The organism is Aquimarina macrocephali (genome assembly GCF_051627225.1).
Lineage (GTDB): Bacteria > Bacteroidota > Bacteroidia > Flavobacteriales > Flavobacteriaceae > Aquimarina > Aquimarina macrocephali.
This window is the reverse complement of record NZ_CP151795.1, coordinates 4,206,940-4,231,544: the sequence shown is the minus strand read 5'-3', so window position 1 is coordinate 4,231,544 and position 24,605 is coordinate 4,206,940. Positions and strand designations below refer to the sequence as shown.

At 32.9% G+C, this 24,605-nt stretch carries 23 protein-coding genes and 3 tRNA genes; 12 read left to right on the top strand and 14 right to left on the bottom strand.

The genetic code is table 11. The annotated features are described in order from the left end of the window. Nucleotides 1-472: 472 nt before the first annotated feature. Together pfkA and AAFU52_RS18455 are read right to left on the bottom strand one after the other, a co-directional pair. Nucleotides 473-1,459: a 6-phosphofructokinase gene (pfkA, locus tag AAFU52_RS18460; protein ID WP_106794450.1), complete on the bottom strand. Its 987-nt coding sequence runs from the start codon at nt 1,457-1,459 to the stop codon at nt 473-475. Nucleotides 1,460-1,496: 37 nt separating this feature from the next. Further along, on the bottom strand, nt 1,497-5,927 hold the full coding sequence (locus AAFU52_RS18455; RefSeq protein WP_438423011.1) for a translocation/assembly module TamB domain-containing protein: 4,431 nt from the start codon (nt 5,925-5,927) through the stop codon (nt 1,497-1,499). Between the two features lie 81 nt (nt 5,928-6,008). On the opposite strand from AAFU52_RS18455, the gene tsaD reads away from it, so the two are divergent. Together tsaD and AAFU52_RS18445 are read left to right on the top strand one after the other, a co-directional pair. After that, nucleotides 6,009-7,031 carry a tRNA (adenosine(37)-N6)-threonylcarbamoyltransferase complex transferase subunit TsaD gene (gene tsaD / locus AAFU52_RS18450; protein WP_438423009.1) on the top strand — a complete coding sequence of 341 codons (1,023 nt, stop codon included), beginning with the start codon at nt 6,009-6,011 and terminating at the stop codon, nt 7,029-7,031. Nucleotides 7,032-7,083: 52 nt separating this feature from the next. Next, nucleotides 7,084-7,788, top strand: a complete 705-nt coding sequence (locus tag AAFU52_RS18445) for a 16S rRNA (uracil(1498)-N(3))-methyltransferase (protein ID WP_438423008.1) — start codon at nt 7,084-7,086, stop codon at nt 7,786-7,788. Nucleotides 7,789-7,855: 67 nt separating this feature from the next. On the opposite strand, the gene AAFU52_RS18440 is transcribed toward AAFU52_RS18445, so the two are convergent. Further along, nucleotides 7,856-9,541 carry a T9SS type A sorting domain-containing protein gene (locus AAFU52_RS18440; RefSeq protein ID WP_438423007.1) on the bottom strand — a complete coding sequence of 562 codons (1,686 nt, stop codon included), beginning with the start codon at nt 9,539-9,541 and terminating at the stop codon, nt 7,856-7,858. Nucleotides 9,542-9,872: 331 nt separating this feature from the next. On the opposite strand from AAFU52_RS18440, the gene AAFU52_RS18435 reads away from it, so the two are divergent. Next, on the top strand, nt 9,873-11,039 hold the full coding sequence (locus tag AAFU52_RS18435; RefSeq protein ID WP_438423006.1) for an esterase-like activity of phytase family protein: 1,167 nt from the start codon (nt 9,873-9,875) through the stop codon (nt 11,037-11,039). Between the two features lie 22 nt (nt 11,040-11,061). On the opposite strand, the gene AAFU52_RS18430 is transcribed toward AAFU52_RS18435, so the two are convergent. From AAFU52_RS18430 to AAFU52_RS18390, 9 genes are all read right to left on the bottom strand, one after another. Continuing rightward, on the bottom strand, nt 11,062-11,547 hold the full coding sequence (locus AAFU52_RS18430; protein WP_438423005.1) for a DinB family protein: 486 nt from the start codon (nt 11,545-11,547) through the stop codon (nt 11,062-11,064). A gap of 74 nt (nt 11,548-11,621) precedes the next feature. Beyond that, the gene (locus AAFU52_RS18425; protein WP_438423004.1) at nt 11,622-11,993 is read right to left on the bottom strand and encodes a DUF1801 domain-containing protein; all 372 of its coding nucleotides are present in this window, start codon (nt 11,991-11,993) and stop codon (nt 11,622-11,624) included. Nucleotides 11,994-12,007: 14 nt separating this feature from the next. Beyond that, complete coding sequence (locus AAFU52_RS18420; RefSeq protein WP_438423003.1) at nt 12,008-12,487, bottom strand: hypothetical protein; 480 nt, start codon at nt 12,485-12,487, stop codon at nt 12,008-12,010. A gap of 26 nt (nt 12,488-12,513) precedes the next feature. Further along, nucleotides 12,514-13,185, bottom strand: coding sequence for an SDR family NAD(P)-dependent oxidoreductase (locus tag AAFU52_RS18415; RefSeq protein ID WP_438423002.1), 672 nt, complete (start codon nt 13,183-13,185; stop codon nt 12,514-12,516). After that, nucleotides 13,182-13,631, bottom strand: a complete 450-nt coding sequence (locus AAFU52_RS18410; protein ID WP_438423001.1) for a DinB family protein — start codon at nt 13,629-13,631, stop codon at nt 13,182-13,184. Before AAFU52_RS18410 ends, AAFU52_RS18415 begins: the two co-directional genes overlap by 4 nt. Before the next feature lie 113 nt (nt 13,632-13,744). After that, nucleotides 13,745-14,653: a sterol desaturase family protein gene (locus AAFU52_RS18405; RefSeq protein WP_438423000.1), complete on the bottom strand. Its 909-nt coding sequence runs from the start codon at nt 14,651-14,653 to the stop codon at nt 13,745-13,747. A gap of 49 nt (nt 14,654-14,702) precedes the next feature. Further along, nucleotides 14,703-15,284, bottom strand: a complete 582-nt coding sequence (locus AAFU52_RS18400) for a sigma-70 family RNA polymerase sigma factor (protein ID WP_438422999.1) — start codon at nt 15,282-15,284, stop codon at nt 14,703-14,705. Nucleotides 15,285-15,288: 4 nt separating this feature from the next. Beyond that, a complete protein-coding gene (locus AAFU52_RS18395; protein ID WP_438422998.1) occupies nt 15,289-15,783 on the bottom strand; it encodes a DinB family protein in 495 nt (164 codons plus the stop codon). A gap of 141 nt (nt 15,784-15,924) precedes the next feature. Beyond that, the gene (locus tag AAFU52_RS18390; RefSeq protein WP_438422997.1) at nt 15,925-16,650 is read right to left on the bottom strand and encodes a DUF1223 domain-containing protein; all 726 of its coding nucleotides are present in this window, start codon (nt 16,648-16,650) and stop codon (nt 15,925-15,927) included. A 44-nt stretch (nt 16,651-16,694) separates the two neighbouring features. Between AAFU52_RS18390 and AAFU52_RS18385 the strand changes: the two genes are divergently transcribed. The 4 genes from AAFU52_RS18385 to AAFU52_RS18370 all read left to right on the top strand — a co-directional run bounded on the left by AAFU52_RS18385 (nt 16,695) and on the right by AAFU52_RS18370 (nt 20,214). After that, the gene (locus tag AAFU52_RS18385; RefSeq protein ID WP_024771071.1) at nt 16,695-17,339 is read left to right on the top strand and encodes a DUF4159 domain-containing protein; all 645 of its coding nucleotides are present in this window, start codon (nt 16,695-16,697) and stop codon (nt 17,337-17,339) included. Then, entirely contained in the window at nt 17,339-17,860 is a 522-nt protein-coding gene (locus AAFU52_RS18380; RefSeq protein WP_024771072.1) for a TrmH family RNA methyltransferase, read from the top strand. Before AAFU52_RS18385 ends, AAFU52_RS18380 begins: the two co-directional genes overlap by 1 nt. A gap of 77 nt (nt 17,861-17,937) precedes the next feature. Continuing rightward, nucleotides 17,938-19,026 (top strand): AI-2E family transporter, encoded by a 1,089-nt coding sequence (locus tag AAFU52_RS18375; RefSeq protein WP_438422996.1) that lies wholly within the window; start codon nt 17,938-17,940, stop codon nt 19,024-19,026. Continuing rightward, nucleotides 19,027-20,214 carry a THUMP-like domain-containing protein gene (locus AAFU52_RS18370; protein WP_438422995.1) on the top strand — a complete coding sequence of 396 codons (1,188 nt, stop codon included), beginning with the start codon at nt 19,027-19,029 and terminating at the stop codon, nt 20,212-20,214. Nucleotides 20,215-20,236: 22 nt separating this feature from the next. Here the strand turns inward: AAFU52_RS18370 and AAFU52_RS18365 are convergent, their stop codons facing one another. Next, nucleotides 20,237-20,707 (bottom strand): hypothetical protein, encoded by a 471-nt coding sequence (locus AAFU52_RS18365; RefSeq protein ID WP_438422994.1) that lies wholly within the window; start codon nt 20,705-20,707, stop codon nt 20,237-20,239. A gap of 30 nt (nt 20,708-20,737) precedes the next feature. Continuing rightward, nucleotides 20,738-22,336, bottom strand: a complete 1,599-nt coding sequence (locus AAFU52_RS18360; protein ID WP_438422993.1) for a hypothetical protein — start codon at nt 22,334-22,336, stop codon at nt 20,738-20,740. Nucleotides 22,337-22,607: 271 nt separating this feature from the next. On the opposite strand from AAFU52_RS18360, the gene AAFU52_RS18355 reads away from it, so the two are divergent. The 5 genes from AAFU52_RS18355 (at nt 22,608) to AAFU52_RS18335 (ending at nt 24,586) form a co-directional block, all read left to right on the top strand. Further along, nucleotides 22,608-22,691: transfer RNA gene (locus tag AAFU52_RS18355), tRNA-Ser, on the top strand. Between the two features lie 17 nt (nt 22,692-22,708). After that, nucleotides 22,709-22,783, top strand: a tRNA-Pro gene (locus AAFU52_RS18350). 14 nt (nt 22,784-22,797) lie between these two features. Next, nucleotides 22,798-22,871 (top strand) — tRNA-Arg (locus AAFU52_RS18345). A 274-nt stretch (nt 22,872-23,145) separates the two neighbouring features. Further along, nucleotides 23,146-23,955 carry an alpha/beta hydrolase gene (locus AAFU52_RS18340; RefSeq protein ID WP_438422992.1) on the top strand — a complete coding sequence of 270 codons (810 nt, stop codon included), beginning with the start codon at nt 23,146-23,148 and terminating at the stop codon, nt 23,953-23,955. 10 nt (nt 23,956-23,965) lie between these two features. After that, complete coding sequence (locus tag AAFU52_RS18335; RefSeq protein ID WP_438422991.1) at nt 23,966-24,586, top strand: hypothetical protein; 621 nt, start codon at nt 23,966-23,968, stop codon at nt 24,584-24,586. Nucleotides 24,587-24,605 lie beyond the last annotated feature (19 nt).

Here is a 24,605-nt window from a genome sequence, read left to right as displayed (position 1 = left end):
CGAAGACAAGTAAATTTTCAAACAAAAGCCTTGTCATCCTGAGCTTCGTCGAAGGGTCGATACAATTTTTCTCCACGTCATCTCGAGCGCAGTCGAGAGGTCACTATGAAAAATCACTACCATTGACGTATTTCATAATGATTTGTTTTTCATAAACTTATACACTCTTAAATTTCATCTAATTTCCTTTGATTTGGCTTTCTGTTCATTTTCTTTGCTCGCCCGGCAGCAAACAGAACCAAAAGAAAAGGCGCTTTTTCAAGGTATTTTTTAATTTCATTGAAAACCAGATTTATTTTGCTAAAGTCTTTCCAAGGCTTCAAGATTTTTTAACGCAAAACAAATCTTATACTGGTGAAAAAAGATTTCAAAGCCCTGCTTTGGAACGTCAAGCTTAAACACTAGATAAAATTTTTATTGGATGTCTCAATTTGACGGCTTTTTTAAACTAAATCCTTACATCGAATTCACGTTAAGTAGAAAGAATATCAGAAATTCGGAGTAATTCTTTATTAATTTCGTGACCTTCTCTTAGGCCAACATCAAAACTTGTTGCTGTAATCTCATTATTAATAATGCCGACCATTACATTTTTCTTTCCATCAAGAAGTAATTCTACCGCTTTAACACATAATCGACTAGCCAGTGTTCTATCAAAACATGATGGGGAGCCACCACGTTGCATATGTCCCAAAACGGTTACTCTTACCTCATAATCTGGTAGGTTTTCTGTTACATAGTCTGCCAGTTCATATACATTTTTTCCTGTTTTGTCACCTTCACTTACCACAACTATACTCGAAGATTTACCTGATCGCTTACTGCGTTTTAGTGATTCTAATAATCGATCAAGGCCTAAATCTTCTTCTGGGATTAAAATTTCTTCTGCTCCTGCACCTACTCCACTATTAAGAGCAATAAATCCTGCATCACGCCCCATTACCTCAACAAAAAATAATCGGTTATGTGAGCTGGCCGTATCTCGTATTTTATCTATTGCATTGATCACTGTATTTAATGCAGTATCATAGCCTATTGTATAATTCGTACCCGCTATATCATTATCTATGGTACCAGGAACACCGATTACAGGAATATCATACTCTTCACTAAAAATCTGTCCTCCTCTAAACGTACCATCACCACCAATAAGAACCATAGCATCTATTCCTATTTTTTTAAGGTGATCTGCCGCTTTTTTTCTACCCTCGGGAGTTTTAAAATCCACAGATCGGGCAGATTTAAGTATCGTTCCTCCTCTACTAATAATATTACGAACACTTCTGGCATTCATTACCGTATAATCTCCTTCTATCATCCCCTGATATCCTCGATAAAACCCTATACATTTCACATTATAATAAGCACATGCTCTTGCTACAGCACGTATTGCAGCATTCATTCCCGGAGCATCTCCTCCCGAAGTCATGACACCAATGGTTCTTATCTCTTTTGCCATAATTAAATATTTAACAGGATGATAAAAATAACCAGAATTAGTTATTCTTCTCGGTAAAGTTAATAAAATTCGGAGATTCTATTTTGGTAGTATCCTTAGGTTTTGCAATAGAATCTTTTACTTTTTTACTTTTAAAGATCTTAGTCCATAACTCATTAAAATTATCAAAATCGACCGAATATGAAAGTCCTATCCCTTGTTCATACCCCTGATTTCCTGAACCGACAAATTGAATTGTATTTTGTCGATTAAAGATCTTTCCTCTTAGTGATCCTTCTTCATTAAAAAGGTATTCTACTTCTACATCCCCAACTACATTAGATTCGTTAACTCCCCCAATAGGGACTCCTACTCGTCCGTTAATCAGAATTCTGTTACTAATCTGAGTAGAAAGCGTTAATCCAAATTGATCTGCGTCTTCCTGATCCAAGCTTTTAACACCTTGAACATAATTTAATCCTACCTGAAATTTATCATCTTCGTCAGAAAATATTCCATTAAAAAGGCTAGATGCTCGTTCTGCAACCAAACCACCAGTAAGTGCATTAGCATCAAGAGTTCCGTTATAAAACTGTCCAGAAGACACCAAAGAGAGTGCTTGTAATTCTTTATTAGACTGATCGCTTAGTTTATAATCCAACTCACTTTTTATCACAGAGCTTAAGTTTGGAAATTCTATATTAAAATTAACATTAGGTTGAATTAATTCTCCCTGAAGGTCTATAACTACTTCTACAGGAATTTTACGATTTATCGAAGAGTTCTCTAACAATATTGCAGGATTTGCTTCTGTTTTATATACTGCACTAAGATCCAAAACTGCTCGTGTAGGACTCCCATCCCAGTTAATTGTTCCTCCTTCTCTAACGGTAAACAGCTTTTCTACAAAGGCTCCATATCTAAAATTATATGTTCCTTCATAAGCTACAAAATCGCCCCACATATTAAATTTACCATTGGTATTAATCTCAATAAGTAATGTTCCGGCTCCGCGTCCTTTTAATGAACTTCCTGTACTTTTATCCACGACCACCTCTACTTCGGCATTATCATTTACATCAAGTTCAAAATTAAGTTCTAGTCCCTTTATATCATCTAATATAATTTCTTTTCCTTCTAACCGAGCTCGTTTCTCCTCAGGGCTTAAAAAGTGTATATATGAATTATCTCCTATAGATTCTGTTTCGTTTAACGGGATTTTGAAAATAGTCCCTCTTTCGGTCGTTGCATTAACATCAATAACCAGTTCATCGGTTGGCCCTTTGATAGTTGCTTCGCCGCTTATAAAACCGGTACCATAGTATAGGGACTCTTCATCTTCTTCGGTATCCAAAACAAGGAGTCTTTCATTAGCTAATATTTCTAACCCAAGTTCCCATTTAGAAAACCTACGATGTGCAATATATCCACCAAGAATACCTCTGGTTTTATATTTTGTATCTGTAATATCAACATCATCAAAATTAAAACGTTGTTGTTTTAAACTTACCTTTGAGTTATCATCAAAATCGAGGTCAATATTAAGATAGGGTACAGTAAGTCCAACTCCATCTAATGTCAATACCCCATCCATAGAAGGATTTTTATAGCTACCAGATATTTTTGCTTCTCCCGAAACGAATCCTCGTATATTGGTAATCACTATTCCTCCAAGTGCACTAAATTCTGAAATATCGAAATTATCTAATTCCAGATCCACATCTATTGCTGGATTCTTTTTTGAAACATTGATCCCTCCTATTGCTGATAATGTTTTTTGTTTTTCGCTATTAATCAATCGTGTATTCACATTATATTGAGTAAGATCCTCGTTTCCGGAAACATTAAACCTTAATTCCCCCAGTAGAGTCTTATTAACCTCTAAATCCCGAATCACTACAGTAGAGGTCGGAAGGTAATTCCCATTTTCCTGAAGAACAGATAATTCTCCATCTACTCTTCCCTTAAAATTTAAACTATCAATCCTGGGTGTAATTTTATTAAGATCTACATTTTCAAAGGTTGCTTTTAGGTCTTTATAATCTTTACCCCTGGTAATACCATTAAGTTTGATCTCTTCATCCAGATAACTAAAGATTACCGATCGTATATCTATATTTTTAAAATCATTATCAAAAATGATCTTATTGTTTGTTCTACTCTTTTCTCTATTGGCATACCAGGTATGGCCTTTGTATGTGAAATCAGATTTTTTTATCCCTACTACAGAATTATTTTCTTCGTTTATAGTATGATAGAACTCCAGGTTAAAGTTGTCTTTATTATTTTCTCCTCCTTTAAATTCTGAGTGCATAAATAAGGTATCCTTTAAGGTTACATTAATAAGACTAAACTCGGAAACATCATAATATTTTGAGTCTATACTATCAATAGCGATGTAGGTATTAAATAATGGGTTTTTATTATCAATCTGGATATCTACATCCTCCATAAAATTATCAAAGGCTTGAATCGAAGGTGATTTAAACGTAAGTTTAAACTCTGATTCATTACTCTCTACTTTTCCTTTAATACTAGTATTAGGTGCAAATTGAACTTCTGGAAAGAATACATCAACTATTTTATTATAAATATTGAAATCAAACTCCATAAACTCATCATCTGTAATTTCGGTAGCTTCAAAATTGGTATACAAGCTTCCTATAGAATTTCTAAACAGGTCGTAAACATTTTCAAACCTAAACACTCCTTTTACATTACCCTCTACAATATCCGGACTATTGATTGTAATGGTACGTATGTTCTTATCATCAAAGCTTGATGTGATCTCAAAATCTTCAAAATAAAATCCAGCATCCTGGTTGGTGTACAATGTTTTTTCAAAAGCAATAGTTCCGAAAGCATCATTGATACCTGTTCCTTTCATGTTCATGTATACATCACCATTAAAAACAGAAATACTATCTCTGGTAAATAAGTTTAGTTTATTAAGATCCATATGATCTACATAGGCCTTAAAATTATAGTTATGTATTTCTTGTGATAAATCAGCTACCCCATTAAAACTAAACCTCACATTAGGGTCTTTAGAATTAAGATTACCATCAAATACACGGTCTTTAAGGTTCCCTTGTGCTTTTAAATCTGTATACGTATATCCATTAAAATCAAGCTTGCTAATATCACCTTCTATCTTGGTATCTAAGCTTTTTAAAGTAAAACCTGTTCCGTCTACATGAATATCAAAAACAGAATTTCCTATTGATTTTCTACCTAATAGCTGACCAACATTAAAATTATTAGAAATAATATTTCCGTTATACGATGCGCGTTCTATATCATTAAGGTTCTCAAGTAAAACAAAGGCATTGATCTTTCCTAATTGCGAAAACAGGTCCATATCAATATCTACAGTTTTTGTAGTTACAATAGCATTACCTACTGCACGTACACTACCGAATTGATATAATTGTCTTGGTAAAGAGTTCCCTAGTACTCCTGGCAACAAATTCACCAAATCGTAATAGTTACTGGTTAAATTTGTAAAATCTCCTTCGAGCTCAAATTTTGAGGCATCACTTACTGCATTTTTAATTCTTATATTTCCTTGTATTGTGGATCTGTCTAATCCCGAAATGTTTGCATTAACTATTTTAAAATCATTAAGCACTCCTCTAACCGATGTATTTTGCATTCTCAGCATTTGGTTTTTTCCAAATTCTCTATAAAAAGGAATCAAATCATTGGTAGAAATAGTTGCTTTATCAAAATCTGCAGTGATATTTACTTTATTTTCAAAGTCGTCTAACCCTCCAACATCATAAGAAAATAGGATTTCACCTTTGATCTTAGAATCCTTGGTTTCTATAACCAGTTCCTGAAACCTCATATCTGTCGCAGTTATCGTAAAACAGGTTTGAAGTTTGGAGACATCTAATCCTCTAAAATCTTTAAATGATAACGCATCTATAGTAATATACACATCATCTCCGTCTACTACCAAGCTCTCTGCATCAAGAACAATATTGGTGTATTCTACGGCTTTTGGGTTTCTTAAATTCTCATTAGTAAAACTATATTTTCCTCGTTGCAGATTAATATTTTTTGTTGAAAGGATAAATTTTTCTCCAGAAGGTGGTTTTTTCCCTGTATTAAATTTTCTAACAAACGTCATCAGGTTATCACTACTTTCATCTTTATATATTTTCATATCAAAGATCAGGTCTTCTATAGAAACTTGCCCCAATTCGGGTCTGCCTTGAGTAACTTGTGTAATACTTCCTATCGAAGTTTTGATACTACTGGCATATATCAATGTATCCTGATGATGGTCTCTAACTAAGATTTCTTCAAGATATACATTACCAGCATAGGTTAATCCAATTCGGTCAATATGAATATCAACACCATAGGTTTCATTAAGGTAATTGGTAACTTTTTCTGCAAAATATGTTTGGACCGCAGGAATAGAAAACAGCACTACCAAAAATGCAAATAGCGATAAAAGGACAAGAAATGTCCTTAACAATATTTTCCTAAATTTCCTGATACGTTTTATTGTTTTAACTTTGTTGACAATATTAACAATTTCTATGCCCTTTTCCTCATAATGAATCCACAAAAAATATACATCCTCGGTATTGAGTCTTCATGCGATGATACTTCTGCTGCTGTATTATGTAATGGACAGGTTTTATCCAATGTTGTTGCATCGCAAAAAATACATGAGTTATATGGTGGTGTTGTACCCGAATTAGCTTCTAGAGCACATCAGCAAAATATTGTTCCTGTAATCGATCAGGCAATTAAACAAGCAAATATAAAGAAAGAAGATTTACATGCCATCGCCTTTACCCGAGGCCCTGGATTAATGGGATCTTTATTAGTAGGAACTTCTTTTGCTAAGTCATTCGCTTTGGCTTTGGATATTCCGTTAATAGATGTTAATCATATGCAAGCGCATATTTTGGCTCATTTTATTGAAGAAGATGAGTTTGAGACCCCAGAATTTCCTTTTTTGGCAATGACAATAAGTGGTGGACATACACAGATTGTTAAGGTTAATGCACATTTTGATATGGAAATTATTGGTGAAACTATCGATGATGCTGTTGGAGAAGCTTTTGACAAAAGTGCAAAGATATTTGGTTTACCCTATCCGGGTGGGCCATTAATTGATAAATATGCGCAGATGGGTAATCCAAAAGCATTTCCTTTTCCTAAGCCAAAAGTTGGCGAACTCAATTTCAGTTTTAGTGGACTTAAGACTTCTGTCCTCTATTTTGTTCAGAAAAAAGTAAAAGAAGACCCTAATTTTGTAGCCGAAAATCTTAATGATATATGTGCTTCTTTACAGTATACAATCATTAATATTCTGATAGATAAACTAAAAAAAGCTTCGAAACAAACCGGTATTAAAAGTATTGCAATTGGTGGCGGTGTTTCTGCAAATTCGGGAATTAGAAAAGCATTAAAAGAAGGAGAACAAAAGTATGGATGGAAAACTTATATTCCCAAGTTTGAATACACCACAGATAATGCTGCAATGATTGGGATTGTAGGGTATTTAAAATATCTGGAAAAAGATTTTACTGATATGAGTGTTGTAGCCAAAGCCCGAATGAAATTCTAATCCCGGGAATTATATAAATGTATAACCTGACTTTTGACAATAAAAATGTAAAATGCAATTATTCTATAACCATACCTTAACAGCATCCAGTAGCGAAATAAAATTTTCGAGAGAAGAAAGTAAGCACATTGCCAAAGTATTAAGAAAAAAAGAGGGTGATCAATTGCATATTACCAATGGTTATGGAGTTTTATTTATTGCGCGTATCACGTTTTCTAACCCATCCCAATGTATTGCAAAAATTGAAAGCCATGAGCAACAATATCATAGAAAATATAGACTGCATCTGGCTGTTGCTCCTACCAAGATGAATGATCGATATGAATGGTTCTTAGAAAAAGCTACTGAAATTGGTATCGATGAAATTACTCCTGTTATTTGTGATCATAGTGAGAGAAAAATCATTAAAGCAGAACGATTCGAGCGTATCCTGCAAAGTGCAATGAAACAATCGCTACAATGTTATTTACCTAAACTAAACCCTGCTATTACATTTTCGGAGTTTATAAAACAAGAAAATAAAGACCATTTATTAATCGCTCATTGCGAAGAAACCAAAAAGCAATCTTTAAAAAGTGTTCTTCTGCAAGAAGTAAACACTACTATTCTTATTGGTCCCGAAGGAGATTTTTCGACAAAAGAAATTGATACAGCACTACGTTCGGGATATACCCCTGTTACATTGGGAGAAACCCGATTGCGAACTGAGACTGCAGCAATTGTTGCTGCGCATAGTGTAGCTTTTATAAATACATAAAAATGAGCTACCTCAAAATAACTGAAGCAGCTCAATTTTAATTATCTAGTTACAATACTAAATATTTTTATTTCTTAAGGAATTTCATCATACGAGTTTCTCCATTTTGAGTCCTTAGTTTAACTATGTACATTCCTGGCTGTAAGTTTTCTGTAGATAGCACTATTTTTTCTTTTTGGCCTATCTCTGCATTTTTAATAACCATCTTACCATGCACATCAAAAACCTCAACCTTTGTGATTGCAGATGTTTTTTCGATATTTATAGTAAGTAAATTATTTACCGGGTTAGGATATAGTAATCCATCTTTTTCTAATGTTTTATTTTCTTCTGTCTTAGAACCAACAACATTTTCACACCTACCTTCCTTATACTCTACTCTAATTACTTTAGGTTGTATTCTTTCATAGTCTTTTACAAAAATCTGTTGTGCACTTCTGGTAACGCATGGTTCATGCTTTATTACTTTCAAGTCTATCTCTTTCTCACAATCTGTACCTGTTTTTCCTGTTGCCGTTGTTTCTACAAGATAGATATCTCTCGAACCCGTTACTCCTATAGAGTCAGTAAATCCAACAAAGGCAAAACCTTTATTAAAAACATCAATTACAAGTTCATCTGAGCTCTCTCGGCCTGTTTTTCCGTAATTACGTACCCACTGAAGGTTACCTCCAGTATCCGTTTGAAATAACATTGCTTGATACGTTGAAAATATGGTATTACTTCCCACTATTGTATATTGCTGATTTCCAGCAGTATCAAAGGTTTCTTCAAGACCATAACCATATTCATCTCTTCGGGTTCCATAGGTTTTCATTCCCTGAAAATTTCCGGTGCTACTCATGTATAATAAAAAGGCATCATTAGAATTGTTAATTCCAAAACTATTGGTGTACCCAGTAAGCACAAAGTCTCCTTGTCTATTTTGTTTTACACAAGTTGCCAGATTCGTATAATTTATTGCTCCGTCCAATTCTTTAGGATAGCCTAATATTCTATTCCATTCTATCGTAAGATCAGGCTTTAACTTGATGACAAATATATCTTCAGGTGGATTCGTTAGGGTAGCACTCCCCCCGCATCTATAATTTGTACTATATCCCGAGATAATATAACCACCATCTCTGGTTTGTTCTATCCAGCTACCTATCTGATCTCCCCTGCCCCCAATCACAGTGGCCTTTGTAACATTACCCATAAGATCTGTTCGTACTACATAAACATTAGACCCAGGAAAAGCATTACCATAACTAAATGTATTACCTACCATGATATATCCAGGTTTACCATTTTCATCTTTTATGTTTTGCGCACATCGAAATGTATCAAACTCCTTACCTCCATAAACTGCTGAAAAAACTGGAGAACCATTGCTATCCACTCCCATAAGAAATGCATCGCCTGACCCAAAACCAAAACTTTTGGTATGTCCTGCAGCAATATAAGCAACCTTGTTATTGGGACTAAAATATTCTGATTGTCGTACCGAACTAAAATATTCTTGTCTAGTACCACCATACACACGAGACCAAATTTGGTTTCCGTCTAGATCGGTTTTCATCAAAGTAGCTTCTATATCGCCTATAAAGCTTTTTGAAGTATACCCACCGATTAAATACCCTTTTTCAACCTTCTGAAGTTGGTCAAGGGCCCAGCCTAACTCCCATTTTTCTGTTCCATAAGAGCGTTGAAATTGTGAAAAGCCCATACTTGTAATAAAGCAAAAGGCTACACTACATACAATTGTTTTCATGATGATTTATATTTAAATTGGTTAAAAATATATTCTTCTATATTGCAGCATAGCTTAGGTTCAAATAATCGGCCTCCTTTAGCTATTGATTTTTTTGAGTATCCGGCAATGAGAAATCAAAGACTTTTCCTGATGTTTTCCTACACTGACTTATTACTACTAATTTACAAAATAACACAATGATTATCAAGTGGTTACACCCCATAAATACAGGGGTAAAAGCCTGTTTTATTTTAAGTATTTACTAGTAAATTACAAGAGAGTATTTGTGAATTTATAGAGAGTATCTTTCGTTACGAATTAATATCTTTATCCCTTAATGCAATTCATTATGATACAGGTAGTAAAAAAACTTTTTTTGATCGTTTTGGTATGTTGGTGTTGTTCTTCAAATACGAGTGATACAGAAACAGAGACAGATGATAAACCTACGCCAATACTCCCTGTAAATGAGCAAAATACAATTAGTGCTCTTGAGTATATCGATGAATCTGTACTTGCAGATCAGGAAATTGATGGTATTCCTATCGGAGGCTTTTCTGGAATTGATTATCAAAATGGCAAGTGGTATATTATCTGTGATACTTCTACCCCACCTATACGATATTATGAAGCAGATGTAACGTATACCATAGATGGTTTTACTTCGGTTGGTATTACCTCTATGATAGAAATTAAAGATGATGCAGGTATTTCATTAACACAAGGAGTTGTTGATCCTGAAGCTATACGATTTGATTCTGTTACGGGTACCATTATATATACCAGTGAGGGTTCTATCACTAATGGTGTGGATCCGGCTTTGATCGAAATAGCTCCTGAAGGAAATCAAATCAAACGTTTTACACTGCCTGATAACTTTAAGGCCAACACAGTAGATAACGCCTCTGGACCAAGGCATAATGGAGTCTTAGAGGGCCTTTCATTAGATTTTGAGAATAAAGGATATTGGGTTTCTTTTGAGTTACCTCTTATCGAAGACGGTCCAGAACCTACTACAACAGATACACAATCTCCTGTGCGAATTACATTCATAAACAAAACATCAGGAACTGCAGAACGGCAATTTACCTACGAACTGGATCCTGTAACGCGTGTGCCTACTTTAGGAACAACATTTGCTATCAATGGTTTGGTGGAGATTATAGAATACGACACCAATAAATTTCTGGCGTTAGAGCGTTCTTTCTCTTCAGGATATATAGACGGAGGAAATACAGTAAAGATTTATAAGGTAGATGCTACAAATGCTACAAATACGCTGTCTATAGAGACATTGACTACTGCAACCTACACTGCAGCAACAAAAACGTTGCTTTTTACTTTTGACAGCATTCGAAGTCAACTCACAAATAACACCGTAGACAATCTCGAAGGTTTTTCATTTGGACCAAAATTAAAAGATGGTAGTCGAACGATTGTTGTAATTTCTGATAATAATTTTAATTCCTTTTTTCCGCAACTTAATCAATTCGTTGTTTTAAAAGTAGTGCCGTAATGGTATCCTATTCTAATACTTGTTAAGCACTTAATTTTATTAAAAACCTTTCGATTTGTCTTCTGTGTCTTAAAACATGTACAATAGCATGTTCTAACAACTGCTCAATATTATACCGCTGTCCCCACGCTACTACTATTTTTTTATCAGGATCTTTTTCTTCAAGATTTAAATTAGGGTAATCTATAAACAATTGTTCATTGTATATAAACATTTCTTGTAATCCGGTTTGATATTCTTTTACACTATTTAATGTTTTGCGTTCTACATAATCGATCTGTTCCCCTAATGATTTTCTTATTTCAATACCATAACAATATCCAGCTCTTATAACATGGGTCAAAATAGTCTGTATTGACCTACAATCCGGGTCTTTGGTTTTATCATCCACAATAGCAATCAATTTCTGGTTACTAATATCAGACAAAACAGAAATAACTTCTGTCAATGTCTTTTCATATTCATCCAGTAGTGCTCCTACTGCACCTTGATCTCGATATTGTTTCATCTTTTTTTAGTTTGTTTGGGTAAATTGTATGTTATCCTAATTTTGGATTGTATTCTTTTTGTTGATTTTCGATACTACTTCTTAGTAATTAGAATAGTTCCGTTTCTATATAAATCTAATGCCTGATTCAAAATTAAATTGATTGTAGATACAGGTAGATCTTTGTTTGGATCTATTCTGAAAATTTTCATTCTTGAACGATCACCTGATTCTAATTGGGGGTGATCAAGATGTTTTCCTTCTACCATAAGAAAATAGGGTTCATGAGTCTTTTTATCAACCCATAAGTAACAGAACATTTTTCCTTTATAACAAAAACACGGCATCCCGTATTTACGTGTTTCGGTAATATCTTCATCTTGATTAAGAATAATACTACGCATGGTCAACAAACAGCTTTTGTTGGGCTCATGCTTATCAAAATAAAATTGATCGTTAGTACTCATTATTTTCTTATTGATTATTTCAGAAAGAACCATCCATGACTACCTGCAACTGCTCCTGCGGTTGTAAGTAAACTTAACACGAGTAAAATCCAGTGCATACGGTGCATAAATCTAAATGTTTTTGCAGGATTTTCCTCAGCATATTTTTTAAACAATTTATGCAATACAAGTGGTTCTAAAACATAGAGAATTAGTGAGAATAATATCCAAACCAAAGTCATTGCATGAATCCACCAAAATCTATAATCAAAATATCTATCCCATGCATCAAGTACATACAGCATATAAAACCCTGTTATACCCGTTATTAATGTTGTGATTTTGGCTTGCAAGGCAAATTTACCTTCTATCTGTTCAAAGGTTTTTATCTGGTCTTCCTTTGATTTTAGGTTTTTAACAGCTGGAATAATTACAGTTGTTACCATAGCCACTCCACCTATCCATAAAATCACAGCTAGAACATGTAGTACTCTTGCCAAAGTGAAGTATTCCATTTTTTTCTCTTAATATTTAAATTACATTACCATTGAATTTCTGATTGGGTTTCGGCATCCCAAAATGTACCCGTTATAAAATTACTAGTCACAAAATCAACTATTTTTGATGCAGACTCCTCTGAAGATATCCTACCATTGACATCTGTACCTGCAATAGTTGTTCGCACCCAACCTGGATGAACCGAAGCAACTTTTATTTTATCTATAAATCTATTTGTCAAAATTTTAGCATACATATTTATTGCCGTTTTTGACATTCTATAAGCCACAGAATCTGTTAATTCACATAATTCTATTGAGCCCATTTTAGAAGATATATTGATGATTTTTCCGCCATGTACTACATATTTACTAAGTAACTCTGTAAGAAATACGGTTCCGGTTACATTTACATCAAATGTATTTTCAAATGACACTTCTTCTGGTTCCAGGGAATATAAATCAGGCCCAATCCCAGCATTGTTAATTAAGATATCAATACTCAATTTTTTGTGTTCGAGCAGTTCTTCTAATTTTTTTATACTACTCTTATCAGACAAGTCTAGTTTGATAACCTCAAAATTATTATGAGATATCGTTTTGATTTCACCGGTTCTACTCGTGCCTATAACTTTATAGCCATTTTTAATAAAATGTTCTGATAATGCAAAACCAATTCCCCTACTTGCACCTGTTATAAATACTGTCTTACTCATTTTGCTATTTGATTTAAATGATGTTCCATATGATTTATGTAGTCTTCAATTAAAAACTTAAAATCAGATTTTTCTCCTTTATTAATTTCAATTTGATATGCTAAAGTATGCTCATCTTGCACTTCAATTATTTTTCTTATTCGTTTGTTAATGGCTAACCAAAAACTCAATATTTCATCAGAATTAGCTTCATTATAATGATTTACATTAACGAGTTCATTTTGATTATATTTTCGAATTTTATAAGGTTTCTTTTCAAATTGGATTTCTGTAAATCTTTGCAGGTTATTTATTCCAGAATCTATCAGGTGACCTAAAATTTCTTTTTTCGACCATTTATTTGGTGAAGGTTTGAATTTAAGTTCGTTTTCACTGCTATCACGTATTAGCTTTGCTCCCTTTTCTAATAGATGACTAAGTTTCTGTGCTATTTCGGATATTTGCATTTTTGACTATTGTATATGATCAGACTGTTGTATCAAAGTTACAAAAGGCAATTGTACTTATGTACATTTACAAATGTATATATTGTAATCATTTTTGAATTAAATAATAGTAGTCACTTTACTTGACAACATTCCTTAAAAACTCGCTTAAATGGAAATAATAACTGTTGGAGGTAGTTTTTCTGTTTCGGGTATAAAATATGGTTTTCTATGACCCCTACATCGTCTACTTCTCCTATACGATTATAATACGTTCCAAAAACCAAATCCCAAAACGGTATGATATTCCCGTAATTTTTAGCTTCGTGTAGTAGTTTACTATGGTGAAAATGGTGTATTTGCGGAGTTACGATCAAATAATCCAAAAAACCTGTTTTCGTTTTGATATTGGCATGTGAAATATATGCTATCACCACATGTGTTACTCCTACCAAAAAGATAGCTTCTTCATGAAATCCTAAAAGTAAAAGAGGCACCATTTTAAACACTGTATTTAAGAAGATATTAATTGGATGTATCCAATTTGTTTTAAACCAGTTTAGTGAAGTTGGTAAATGATGAATAGAATGTATTTTCCAAAGCAATAAACTTAGTATCGAATTACGATTTCCAACATGACTAATCCTATGGTAGGAATAAGGCAAAAATTCGCCTATTATATTTGCAATCACAAATATAAATATAAGCGGAAAACCGCCCCATACCTCTAACGGTTTAAAGAAAAGCTGTTGTAGGTATAGTACAAATGTTAATGAAATCGTTTTTCCTAACGCATCAAAAAGTGCAGCCGAAAATAAAAAATGCTTTACGTCTGACCAAAGGTTACTTTTTTTGGTTTTCCATTTGGTTTTTAATGGGATTATTTGCTCTAGTACCAAAATATAAATTGCTGTAAAGAGAAAGATTATATATGATGATATTTCAAAACTCCAACTCTTACTTATCGTTAAGGATGCAATTACCCCAGTTATTAATAGTAAAACGGGAACGACTAAAAGGGGTAAAACTTTATTTTGCTTCATTATTCTATTTTAACTTGTAGTCGTGCAAATAGAACAAAAAGATGCAAGTTTATAGAATTAAGTTTATTTTTTCTATCTCGGTGATCAGCTCTGGTGGTAATTCACAATCATTTTTGAGTAGAAACCCTGTTATCTGCCCTTTTTTATTGTATGATATATCAACACAATCTGTCACTAATTCTTTTAGTTTTTTTCGTCCTCTTTGTATTCTTGACTTAGTAGCTGTTAAACTCAGGTCTAAAATTTTGGCAATCTCTTTTTGAGGTTTTTGTTCTATATCACTTAGATAGAGTGCTTCTCCATATTGTTGTGGAAGGTAATTTTGAATAACAAAACCCGATAAATCACACACACAAACATTAGATATTGATGTTTTGGGGATCTCTGGTTGATCTTTTATAATTGTGGTTGGTATTTTATTTTTTCTATAATAATCTGCAATCGTATTTCTTGTTACTTGAAAAAGCCAGGATTTATGATTATTAATTTTCTCACTTTTGCGTAATGTAGTATATAGCTTTATACCTACATCTTGTAATATATCTTCGCCTATATCTTTATCGCCAATTTTTGTCTTAATGAAATTTAACAACGGCTTTTTATATTCTTCCCAGATACTCTCGAATTGCATGCGATTATCTTTTTTGTATTACTTCTTCTGAGGTTAACCCAAATATAGGAGGAGTCTTTATATCCAATAGTGCCAGATACGTGTATAGCACTCCCCTGTGATGAATTTCATGTTCTACCATAGCTCTTAGCAATTTCCATATTGTTATTTTATGGCCTCCTGGTGTTTCACATTTTTCATGCAAATCTTCTGGTTTAAGTTGTGAAAGAATTTCTGTTGATTCAAGATGTAGTTCATTATACAAGTTAATTGTATTTTGATATCCTTTAGCATAACTTTCTCCACAGCCAGTATATAAACTAGGTCTTAGTTGAACATTTTCGACATACATAAACCTTTCTGTAAGTGCCAGATGTCGTATAATATCACCAATAGTAAATTTTCCTTTGCTAGTGGTCCATTCTATTTTTTCTGTTGGAATACATTCAAATAATCTCCTGGTACGATCTTTTATCCTAGAGTAATACGTAAGAAAACTATGTATATCGTTTATTTCCATAACTTCATTGATCTATATATAATCCTCACTTAAAGCTAAGATTAAAACGCATTCATTCAAAGTTACTATAATGATTTTGAATAGTACAGAATCTGTACTATAAAACTATAAGGGATTCAAGAATATGCTATGCCCCAGAAATCATTTAAGAAGGGCCAACTTTGTAGCTCCTGTAGTTTTTAAAGTTTTATCTTGTGTATATGCGATTACAGATAGTTCATCATTTTCTGAAACCCAATCAGGAATAGTCAGCGATACACTACCGGATTCTTCTTTTTTAACTATACGATTCGCTACGATATTCGTATTTTTTAATGTCCTATTTCGGTTTTCGCCTTTGGATATATTAGTAATACGCTCAGAAACTACCAAAGCTAATGTTATCGTATTGAATGACTCTCCATTTACTCTATAATTAAAAACAATATGAGAAGACTCTTGTCGTATCTCTTTTATCAAAATAGTAGAGTTGGCACTAGCTTTTGAATATTTTTTTAAAGCTATATCCGCCTTATAACGATCCGACCCCGTAAAATGCTCACTCCCATTCACTACCAATTGCGGAGTATATATTGATCTACTTCTAAATTGTTGTGCATAACTTCTTTGATAATCACTAAAGATTGATGTGCTAAATGGATCTTTCCACCCCAATCTATTCCAATAATCTACATGATATGATAGCACAACTACATTTTGATCTTTATGTTTTTTCTTAATATCCTCTAGTAATTCATCTGCCGGCGGACAGCTACTACAGCCTTGAGAGGTAAATAATTCTAATACTATTGCTGATTTATCACTTTCCTGAGCATTAACAGGTATCAGAACAATAAGCGTTAATAGCATCATAAGCTTCTGTAACATGTGCATAATTTTAGTACTTTTAGGCTTTATTTTAGACGAGTATGATGATAAAACTTACTGGATATATCTTCTTTTTTTTGACTACCATATCAATTTATGGGCAAGATATTGCCATTTTACAATATAAAGGAGGTGGTGATTGGTATAGTAATCCTACTGCTCTTCCTAATCTTATTACATTTTGCAATCAAAATATTAATACTGCAATATCTGCCAAACCAAAAACAGTAAAACCAGAGAGTGTTGATATATTTCAGTATCCATATATTCATATGACAGGACATGGTAATGTTTTTTTTACAGATGTAGATGCCGAAAACCTAAGGAATTACCTATTAAGCGGTGGTTTTTTACATATTGATGATAATTATGGTATGGAACCTTATATCCGAAAAGAACTCATTAAAGTTTTTCCTGATAAGGAACTGGTAGAATTACCTGTGACACACCCTCTCTTTTCTTCAAAATATAATTTTCCGGAAGGATTACCCAAAATCCATGAGCATGATGGAAAACAACCACAAGCACTTGGGATTATCCATGAGAATCGCTTAGTACTGCTCTTTTCTTTTGAAAGTGACCTTGGCGATGGTTGGGAAAATCCAGAAGTACATAACGATCCAGAAGAAGTAAGATCCAAAGCACTAAAAATGGGAGCTAATATTATTAAATACGCTTTTGAGAATTAATGTCAGAGCAATTACATCATCATAATAATCAGTTTATAAAAAATCAATTTCCGATAACTCTTGTATGTGATCGGGTGAATTCGCCAGCGAATATTGGAAGTATATTTAGAATTGCAGATAGTTTTGGTATCGAACAAATCTATTTTTGCGGAGAAGGTATTACCGTGGTTAGTAAGCGTATGCAACGTACAGCAAGAGCTACACACGAGAGTATACCTCATCATCAAGCAGAAGATATTATACATACCATACAACAATTTAAATCCGATGGGTATACGATCCTGGCATTAGAAATTACCGATACAAGTATACCTGTTTCTGATTATATCCCATCACCGCAGGAAAAAATAGTGCTCGTGATCGGTGAAGAAAATTTTGGAGTGTCTAATGAAGTTTTGGCATTAGTAAAACACAGTGTACATATTAATATGTATGGTAATAATAGTAGTATGAATGTTGCAACAGCAACAGGAATTGCTCTATATGAAATTACAAAACAAGTAATGAATAGTGAAAAATAATACTCTAGAGTTTATATAAAAAAGCACAAATCAAAACTTTGTAACTTTGAACCTTTGATGCCTTGAAATTTTAAAATATGAATTCAAAAACAATTGCATACGGAATCTTAAGAGCGGTAGCTATTATTATTGGTGTTCTGGGATTACTGTGGTTTCTCTATAAAATACAATCTGTCCTTATATACATTGCCTTTGCTTCTGTAATTTCTTTAATGGGTAGACCATTAGTGTTATTTCTTAAAAAGAAACTGAAATTTAAAAACTCATTGGCCGTAATCACTACGCTACTAATTGTTATAGGGTTATTTATGAGTATTTTCATGTTGTTTGTTCCTATCGTTAGTGAACAAGGGCAACTAATTGGCGAAATTGATATCAATAAATTGGGTAATGATATAAATAGACTTAATCAGGAGGTTAGTACTTATTTCAAAATAGAAAAACTAAATTTTGTAGAACTGATCAAACAAACTGATCTGATGCAATTTTTTGATTTAAAAGTTATCCCTAATGCTATAAACTCGTTTTTAAGTGGTTTCGGAGCTGTTCTAATTGGGTTATTCTCGGTCTTATTTATTTCTTTCTTTTTGTTGAAAGATAGTCTTCTTCTTGAAAATAGTTTATTAGTACTTGCAAAAAAAGAAGATGAAAACAGATTTATGAGAGCATTTACCAAAATTAAAGATTTACTCTCGCGTTACTTTGTTGGTCTACTGTTACAGATAGTTATTCTCTTTATTTTATACACTATCCTCTTATTGATATTTGGGGTCCATAATGCAATTGCAGTCGCTTTAATTGCTGCTATTTGTAATCTAATCCCATACGTAGGCCCTCTATTTGGCGGGATATTTATGATTATACTGGCGATTACCAGTAATTTAGGATTTGATTTCCAAACTGTGATTTTGCCTAAACTAACTTACATTTTGATTGGTTATCTGGCAATTCAACTAATTGATAATTTCTTGAATCAGCCCTTGATTTTTGGGAACAGTGTAAAATCCCATCCGTTAGAAATCTTTTTGGCCATCCTTATTTTTGGATTGCTTTTTGGTATCGGAGGACTTATCGTTGCAGTACCTTTTTATACTGCGATCAAAGTAATTTCTAAAGAATTTCTTTCGGAATATAAAATTGTAAAAACACTTACCAAAGATCTCTAATTGAATCCTTTACTACTACATAAAGAGGTCCAGGAATTTATTACTGAAAAATCTAATAGTACACTCGATATAAGTACTCTGATTTTAAGCGGAAGCCCTTTTGAAGGAATCTCTGGTAAAGAACTAGCTCAACAAATCCAGGGAAAACGTAAGGCAAAAAGAAAACTACCCTCCTGGTATGCTAAAAATAGAATCTATTACCCACCAACACTTAACCTAGAGCAAACTTCTTCTGAAATAACTGCTTTGTATAAAAGCAAGCTTGTTTCGGGAGCTTCTTTAATCGACTTAACTGGTGGTTTTGGGATTGATGATTATTTTTTTGCCAAACGGATCACATCAGTAATTCATTGTGAACTAAATGCAACGCTAAGCAAAATTGCTGCGCATAACTTTGAAATACTCGGTCAGAAAAACATCCAAACCAGTATTGGAGATGGATTAGATATTATGAAAAATCACAATACCCTGGATTGGATTTACATCGACCCTTCCAGAAGACATGATAGTAAAGGAAAAGTATTCTTTCTAGAAGACTGTTTACCCGATGTACCTTCGAATTTAGATATTCTCTTTAGCAAAAGTAAAAACATTCTGGTCAAAACTTCTCCCTTACTGGATATTCAAATTGGAAGTAAAGCATTACAAAACATAAAAGAAATTCATGTCGTTGCTGTAGAAAATGAAGTTAAAGAATTGATATGGATTCTTGATAAAACCTATACCGGTGATATCAAAATCATAACTATCAACATTCAAAAAACGATACATCAGGAATTTTCTTTTTTATTAAAAGATGAAGCTATACAATCTGCCGATTTAGGATTGCCTATGGCCTATCTTTATGAACCTAATGCTGCAATTCTAAAAAGTGGAAGTTTCCAAAGTATTGCCACTGCATTTGAGTTAAAAAAGCTTCATGTTAATTCGCATTTATATACTTCTGATCATAAAATTGATTTCCCAGGGAGAAGGTTTGAAATTATAGCAGTGTATCCATATCAAAAAAAGGTACTGTCTAAAACAGGAATTACCAAAGCAAACATTACAATACGTAACTTTCCGGAATCTGTTGCTACACTACGAAAAAAGTTTAAAATCAAGGACGGAGGTGATAACTATCTCTTTTTCACAACAGATTACAACAACAAAAAGAAGGTAATTTATTGTAAAAAAATTACTTCTTAAAACAATGAACTCGTTTAATTACCTACTCAGAAAAAATAGAAGAATATGCTATAAAATTTTCTATGTATAATTTTAACTCCTTATCATCTACCTTATCGATATTATCAAATATATAATCCTTATCTTCTTCTAAATTTTTATGGTACCCAGCAATTTTAGGGGCATTGTTTTGAATACTTAGTCTAACCATTCTCAATTCTATATTATCTGGTTCAGACAATATAGCTGCATCTATCATTTTCTTTGCTTTGTTAAAATACGATATTTTGCTAAAAAGATTCCAGGAAAACGATGCTTTTAATGCAAGTGCTGCACCATGATAAGCTTGATAAATTGCTCCATCATTTTGCAATCCTTTTTGTGTAAGTTCATAGAACTGCTCAGTCTTTTCTTTAGATTCACTACATGTCTTATAAGCATCTCGTATATCTTCAATACGAACAGTATCACCTATGGAAAAGATAAAAAATACTATGATCAATAAAATCTTCATTACTTTTTTATCGTAAAAAAAGCCGATTTATTATTTGGCCAGTGATATTTTAAGTAATAGATTACTCTTTTTACCATCATAAGCTTCCATAATCATGCTTTTATTGGGTAGCATTGCAGCTTTAGTAAGTTCTATCACATCTAATCGGGAATTTCTGATATCACTTCCGGTAAGAATTGCCTCTTTAGTAACCTCTCCTGTAGCATCATCAATGACATAGGATGTAAGGTAAATAAATTCTTTTTTACCATCAAAATATCGTGTAGGCGTTTCATCGAATGATCGTTTTAGGTTAGTAAAGTCATCAACATAAAACAAATATAGTTTACCATCATTTTTAAAATTTAAAAAAGACATACTACGCTTACTATTTGTTCCCATCTGATACTTTGGTAGTTTATGCATCCATATCATTCTATTATCTGACCCTAGTTTTAGAACAAAAATATCTCTGTAATAATATCTATATGTTGTTCTGGAACCCGAGGAACTGGATGTTGTAAATGATTCTACAAAACGTTGTTCTCCCAGAAAGGTTGTACTACCATCACTATTAAATACGATATCATTTATTCTAAGTTTTTCAAGATCTTTTAGATCATTTTCTTTTTGCGTTCCTTCATTAACCCGCTCTTCTCTCTTTAAAGCAAATCCTTCTAACGTTTCTAAAGGAATATCACTTTTTATTACAGAACCTACTGTACCGCTTTCAGACAAAGTAGCAGAAAAAACTCCAGAAACCTCTTCTTTATTATTTGAATTAGCATAAAAGCCAGATACTTTTACTTTTCCCGCTCCGTCAATTTCAATAACGGCATCGGTAATTGATCTACCAGCAACATCGATCTTACTTTTTATGATTTCGCTACCGCTCTCTTCGGTAATCCTAAAAACTTCAGTATGGTATGTGTTTTCTAATTTATTTTTATCCTTTGATTCTGAATTAAAAATAGAAGCAGTCATATAAAAATGTCCATCATTGCCAATAGCAAAATCTTCATTTTGAATTCTATCAGAAGAATACGGTAATGTTACTTTTCTTTTCCACAGGAGACTTAGATCATCATTATAGACAGCCATTCCTATTTTATCTCCTTTTCCTGCACTTGTTTCTATACGATATAAAATCAATATTTTTTTTTCATCCGCAGATTTTTTAAAAACAAATTTGTTAATTCTTCCGCCAGCATCAAATCCATAGGTGCTCTTAAAACCAAAATCTCTATTGACATTTTCTCTGTCATTAACAAGTTGAATAGGTTTCTCTACCACTATACCTGTAAGAGATACTTTTTGTGCATATGCTTTATCATTTATAGAATAAAACACTACAGCTTTTCCTCCTAGCTTCATAACAGTTTCAAAATTTCCTTTATCATCTACAACTTGTCGTTTCTTTACATCTTCTTTAAGGTTATCCAGAGAATATCGCTGTATGGTCATAGTGTTACGGCCTTTCTTAATAGAAACGAATCGATTTCCTGAAGCTACGTGATAGGTGTTTACACTTCTTATTCGTTTATATTTTTCTCCAATTTTAAAAGAAAAATCTTCTAGTAGAATAGGTTTTTGTGCAAATGTATAGCTAGAGATAAGTAAGGCAAAAACTAAAAGGTATTTACTTTTCATTTTTATATTGTTTTTATAACTCTTCATAACATAATATATAGGTCAATAGTATACAAATATATAAAAGAAGTATTTAAGGTTTCTGTAGCTTGTTATTCAAAATTCAAGCCATTTTTTTTTTGAAGAAAAAACTGATTTTCAAGTTTTTAAAAAGAAGGTTGAGCTAAATAAAAAATAATGGCAAAAAAATGTTGCATCATAGACTCATAAAACCTACATTTGCATCCGCATTTGAAATATTAAATGCGACGTTCATAACAAAAAATTTATAGGAGAGGTGCCAGAGTGGTAATGGAGCAGATTGCTAATCTGTCAACGCGCAAGTGTTGCCTGGGTTCGAATCCCAGTCTCTCCGCTTTATTTTTTATGATTCGGGGTGTAGCGTAGCCCGGTTATCGCGCCGCGTTTGGGACGCGGAGGTCGCAGGTTCGAATCCTGCCACCCCGACTTTTTAGAGTTACGGGCTCGTAGCTCAGCTGGATAGAGCACCTCCCTTCTAAGGAGGCGGTCATAGGTTCGAATCCTATCGGGCTCACAAAAAGCCATACTTTTATTAGTATGGCTTTTTTGTTTTTATAAACTTCTAGATATCTTAGAATATGTTTTTCTACAAATATTTAGAAAGTAATCATCAATATATTCTTATCATAATTCACTTCTCCTTTTTCTAAATGGATCTATCTTCTATCTAAGACTCCAGTACATCACAAAAAGATGACACTTCGTACCAATTCCCTTTCTATAAGCAGTGTATAAAGGTTTCAAAAATACTTTTGCTGTCATTAGAAATTTAAAAAACAAGAATCATTATGAAAAAAATCATTCAGAACTCTATAGGTTTTCTGTGTTTAATCATTGGCATATTGGGCCTAAACAGTTGTGAGAAAGAAAACCTTTCTTCAATAAAAAACAATCACCCTTTTTCTATTACATCAAAGTACACAAATACAACATACAGTATACATGTTTTGTATCCCCAGGCTTATGCCCCTTCAAATAGCTATCATACAATCTATATGCTAGATGGTGATGATTATTTTAAAGAAGCTGCAGATATCGTTGCAGAATCAAGTAGAGACGATATCATTCTTATAGGAATAGGATATGCCAATAAAAATCGAAGGGGAACAGATTACTCGTATCCCGAAGACAGTAATTTTTCGGGAGCTTCTGGAGGTGCAAAAGAATTTATCAATTTTATAAATAACGAACTTATTATTCATATTGAAAATGAGCTTGAGATTAAAAGTATCGATAAGACACTATTTGGCCATTCTTTAGGTGGATATCTTGCTTTGTATACATTATTTCAACAAGATCAACCCAACCCTTTTGATAATATTATTGCAGCAAGCTCAAATCTTATGTGGTATAATGCATATTTACTCCATTTAGAACAGCACTACTTTGACACCCATGATTCACTAAATAAAAATCTTTATATAACTGTTGGAGATTTAGAAGGAGCTTCGATCAATCTTTTTTTTAACGCCTTTAAGGAAAAAATAAGTAAACGGTATTATACTGGTTTAATGCTACATCATGAGAGATTAAAAAATATTTCTCATAGAAACAGTCCTATGGTCACTTTCAAAAAAGGATTATCCATCATTTTATAAATACAACATCATGAAAAACTATTTAGTATTCCTTTCGTTTATTCTTTCCTTACCAGTTTTAGCTCAGGGACAAAAAGAAAACATAGAATCAAATCAAAAACGATGGAAATTAGAACTTTTATATACTCAAGATATATTAAATACCAGTTATGGAAAAAACTATGGTTATATATTTAAAGGAAAATTAATGTGCTTGGATAGCAAACATTTTACGTTATCATATGGTGCAGCTCATCAAAATAGTTACATAAATGAAACAGACAATTCATTTACTGATTACGTAGATGGACATACAAGAGATATAGGGTTGTATTCTATTTTTGACATCACTTATTACCCTTTTAATAAGAAAAAGCTATTCCTATCACTAGAACCTTTTATAGGAGTAACACATTTGAAGTCTAAAGGAACTTTAAAAATACCACAGTATTCGGTATATGAAAAATACAAAAATGAATATGTATATTTTAATTATGGATTTTCTCAATCTCTTGGCTATAACATTAATAAGTTTAGTGTTAGTGCATTTGCATGGGCCTCTTTAAAAGGAATTTTGGATAAAGGAAGAAACAGGCCCGCGGACTTCGATTCTCGATTTTTTGTAGGGTTAGGTATCGGATACGCCTTGTAGATAATATATTAAATAATCA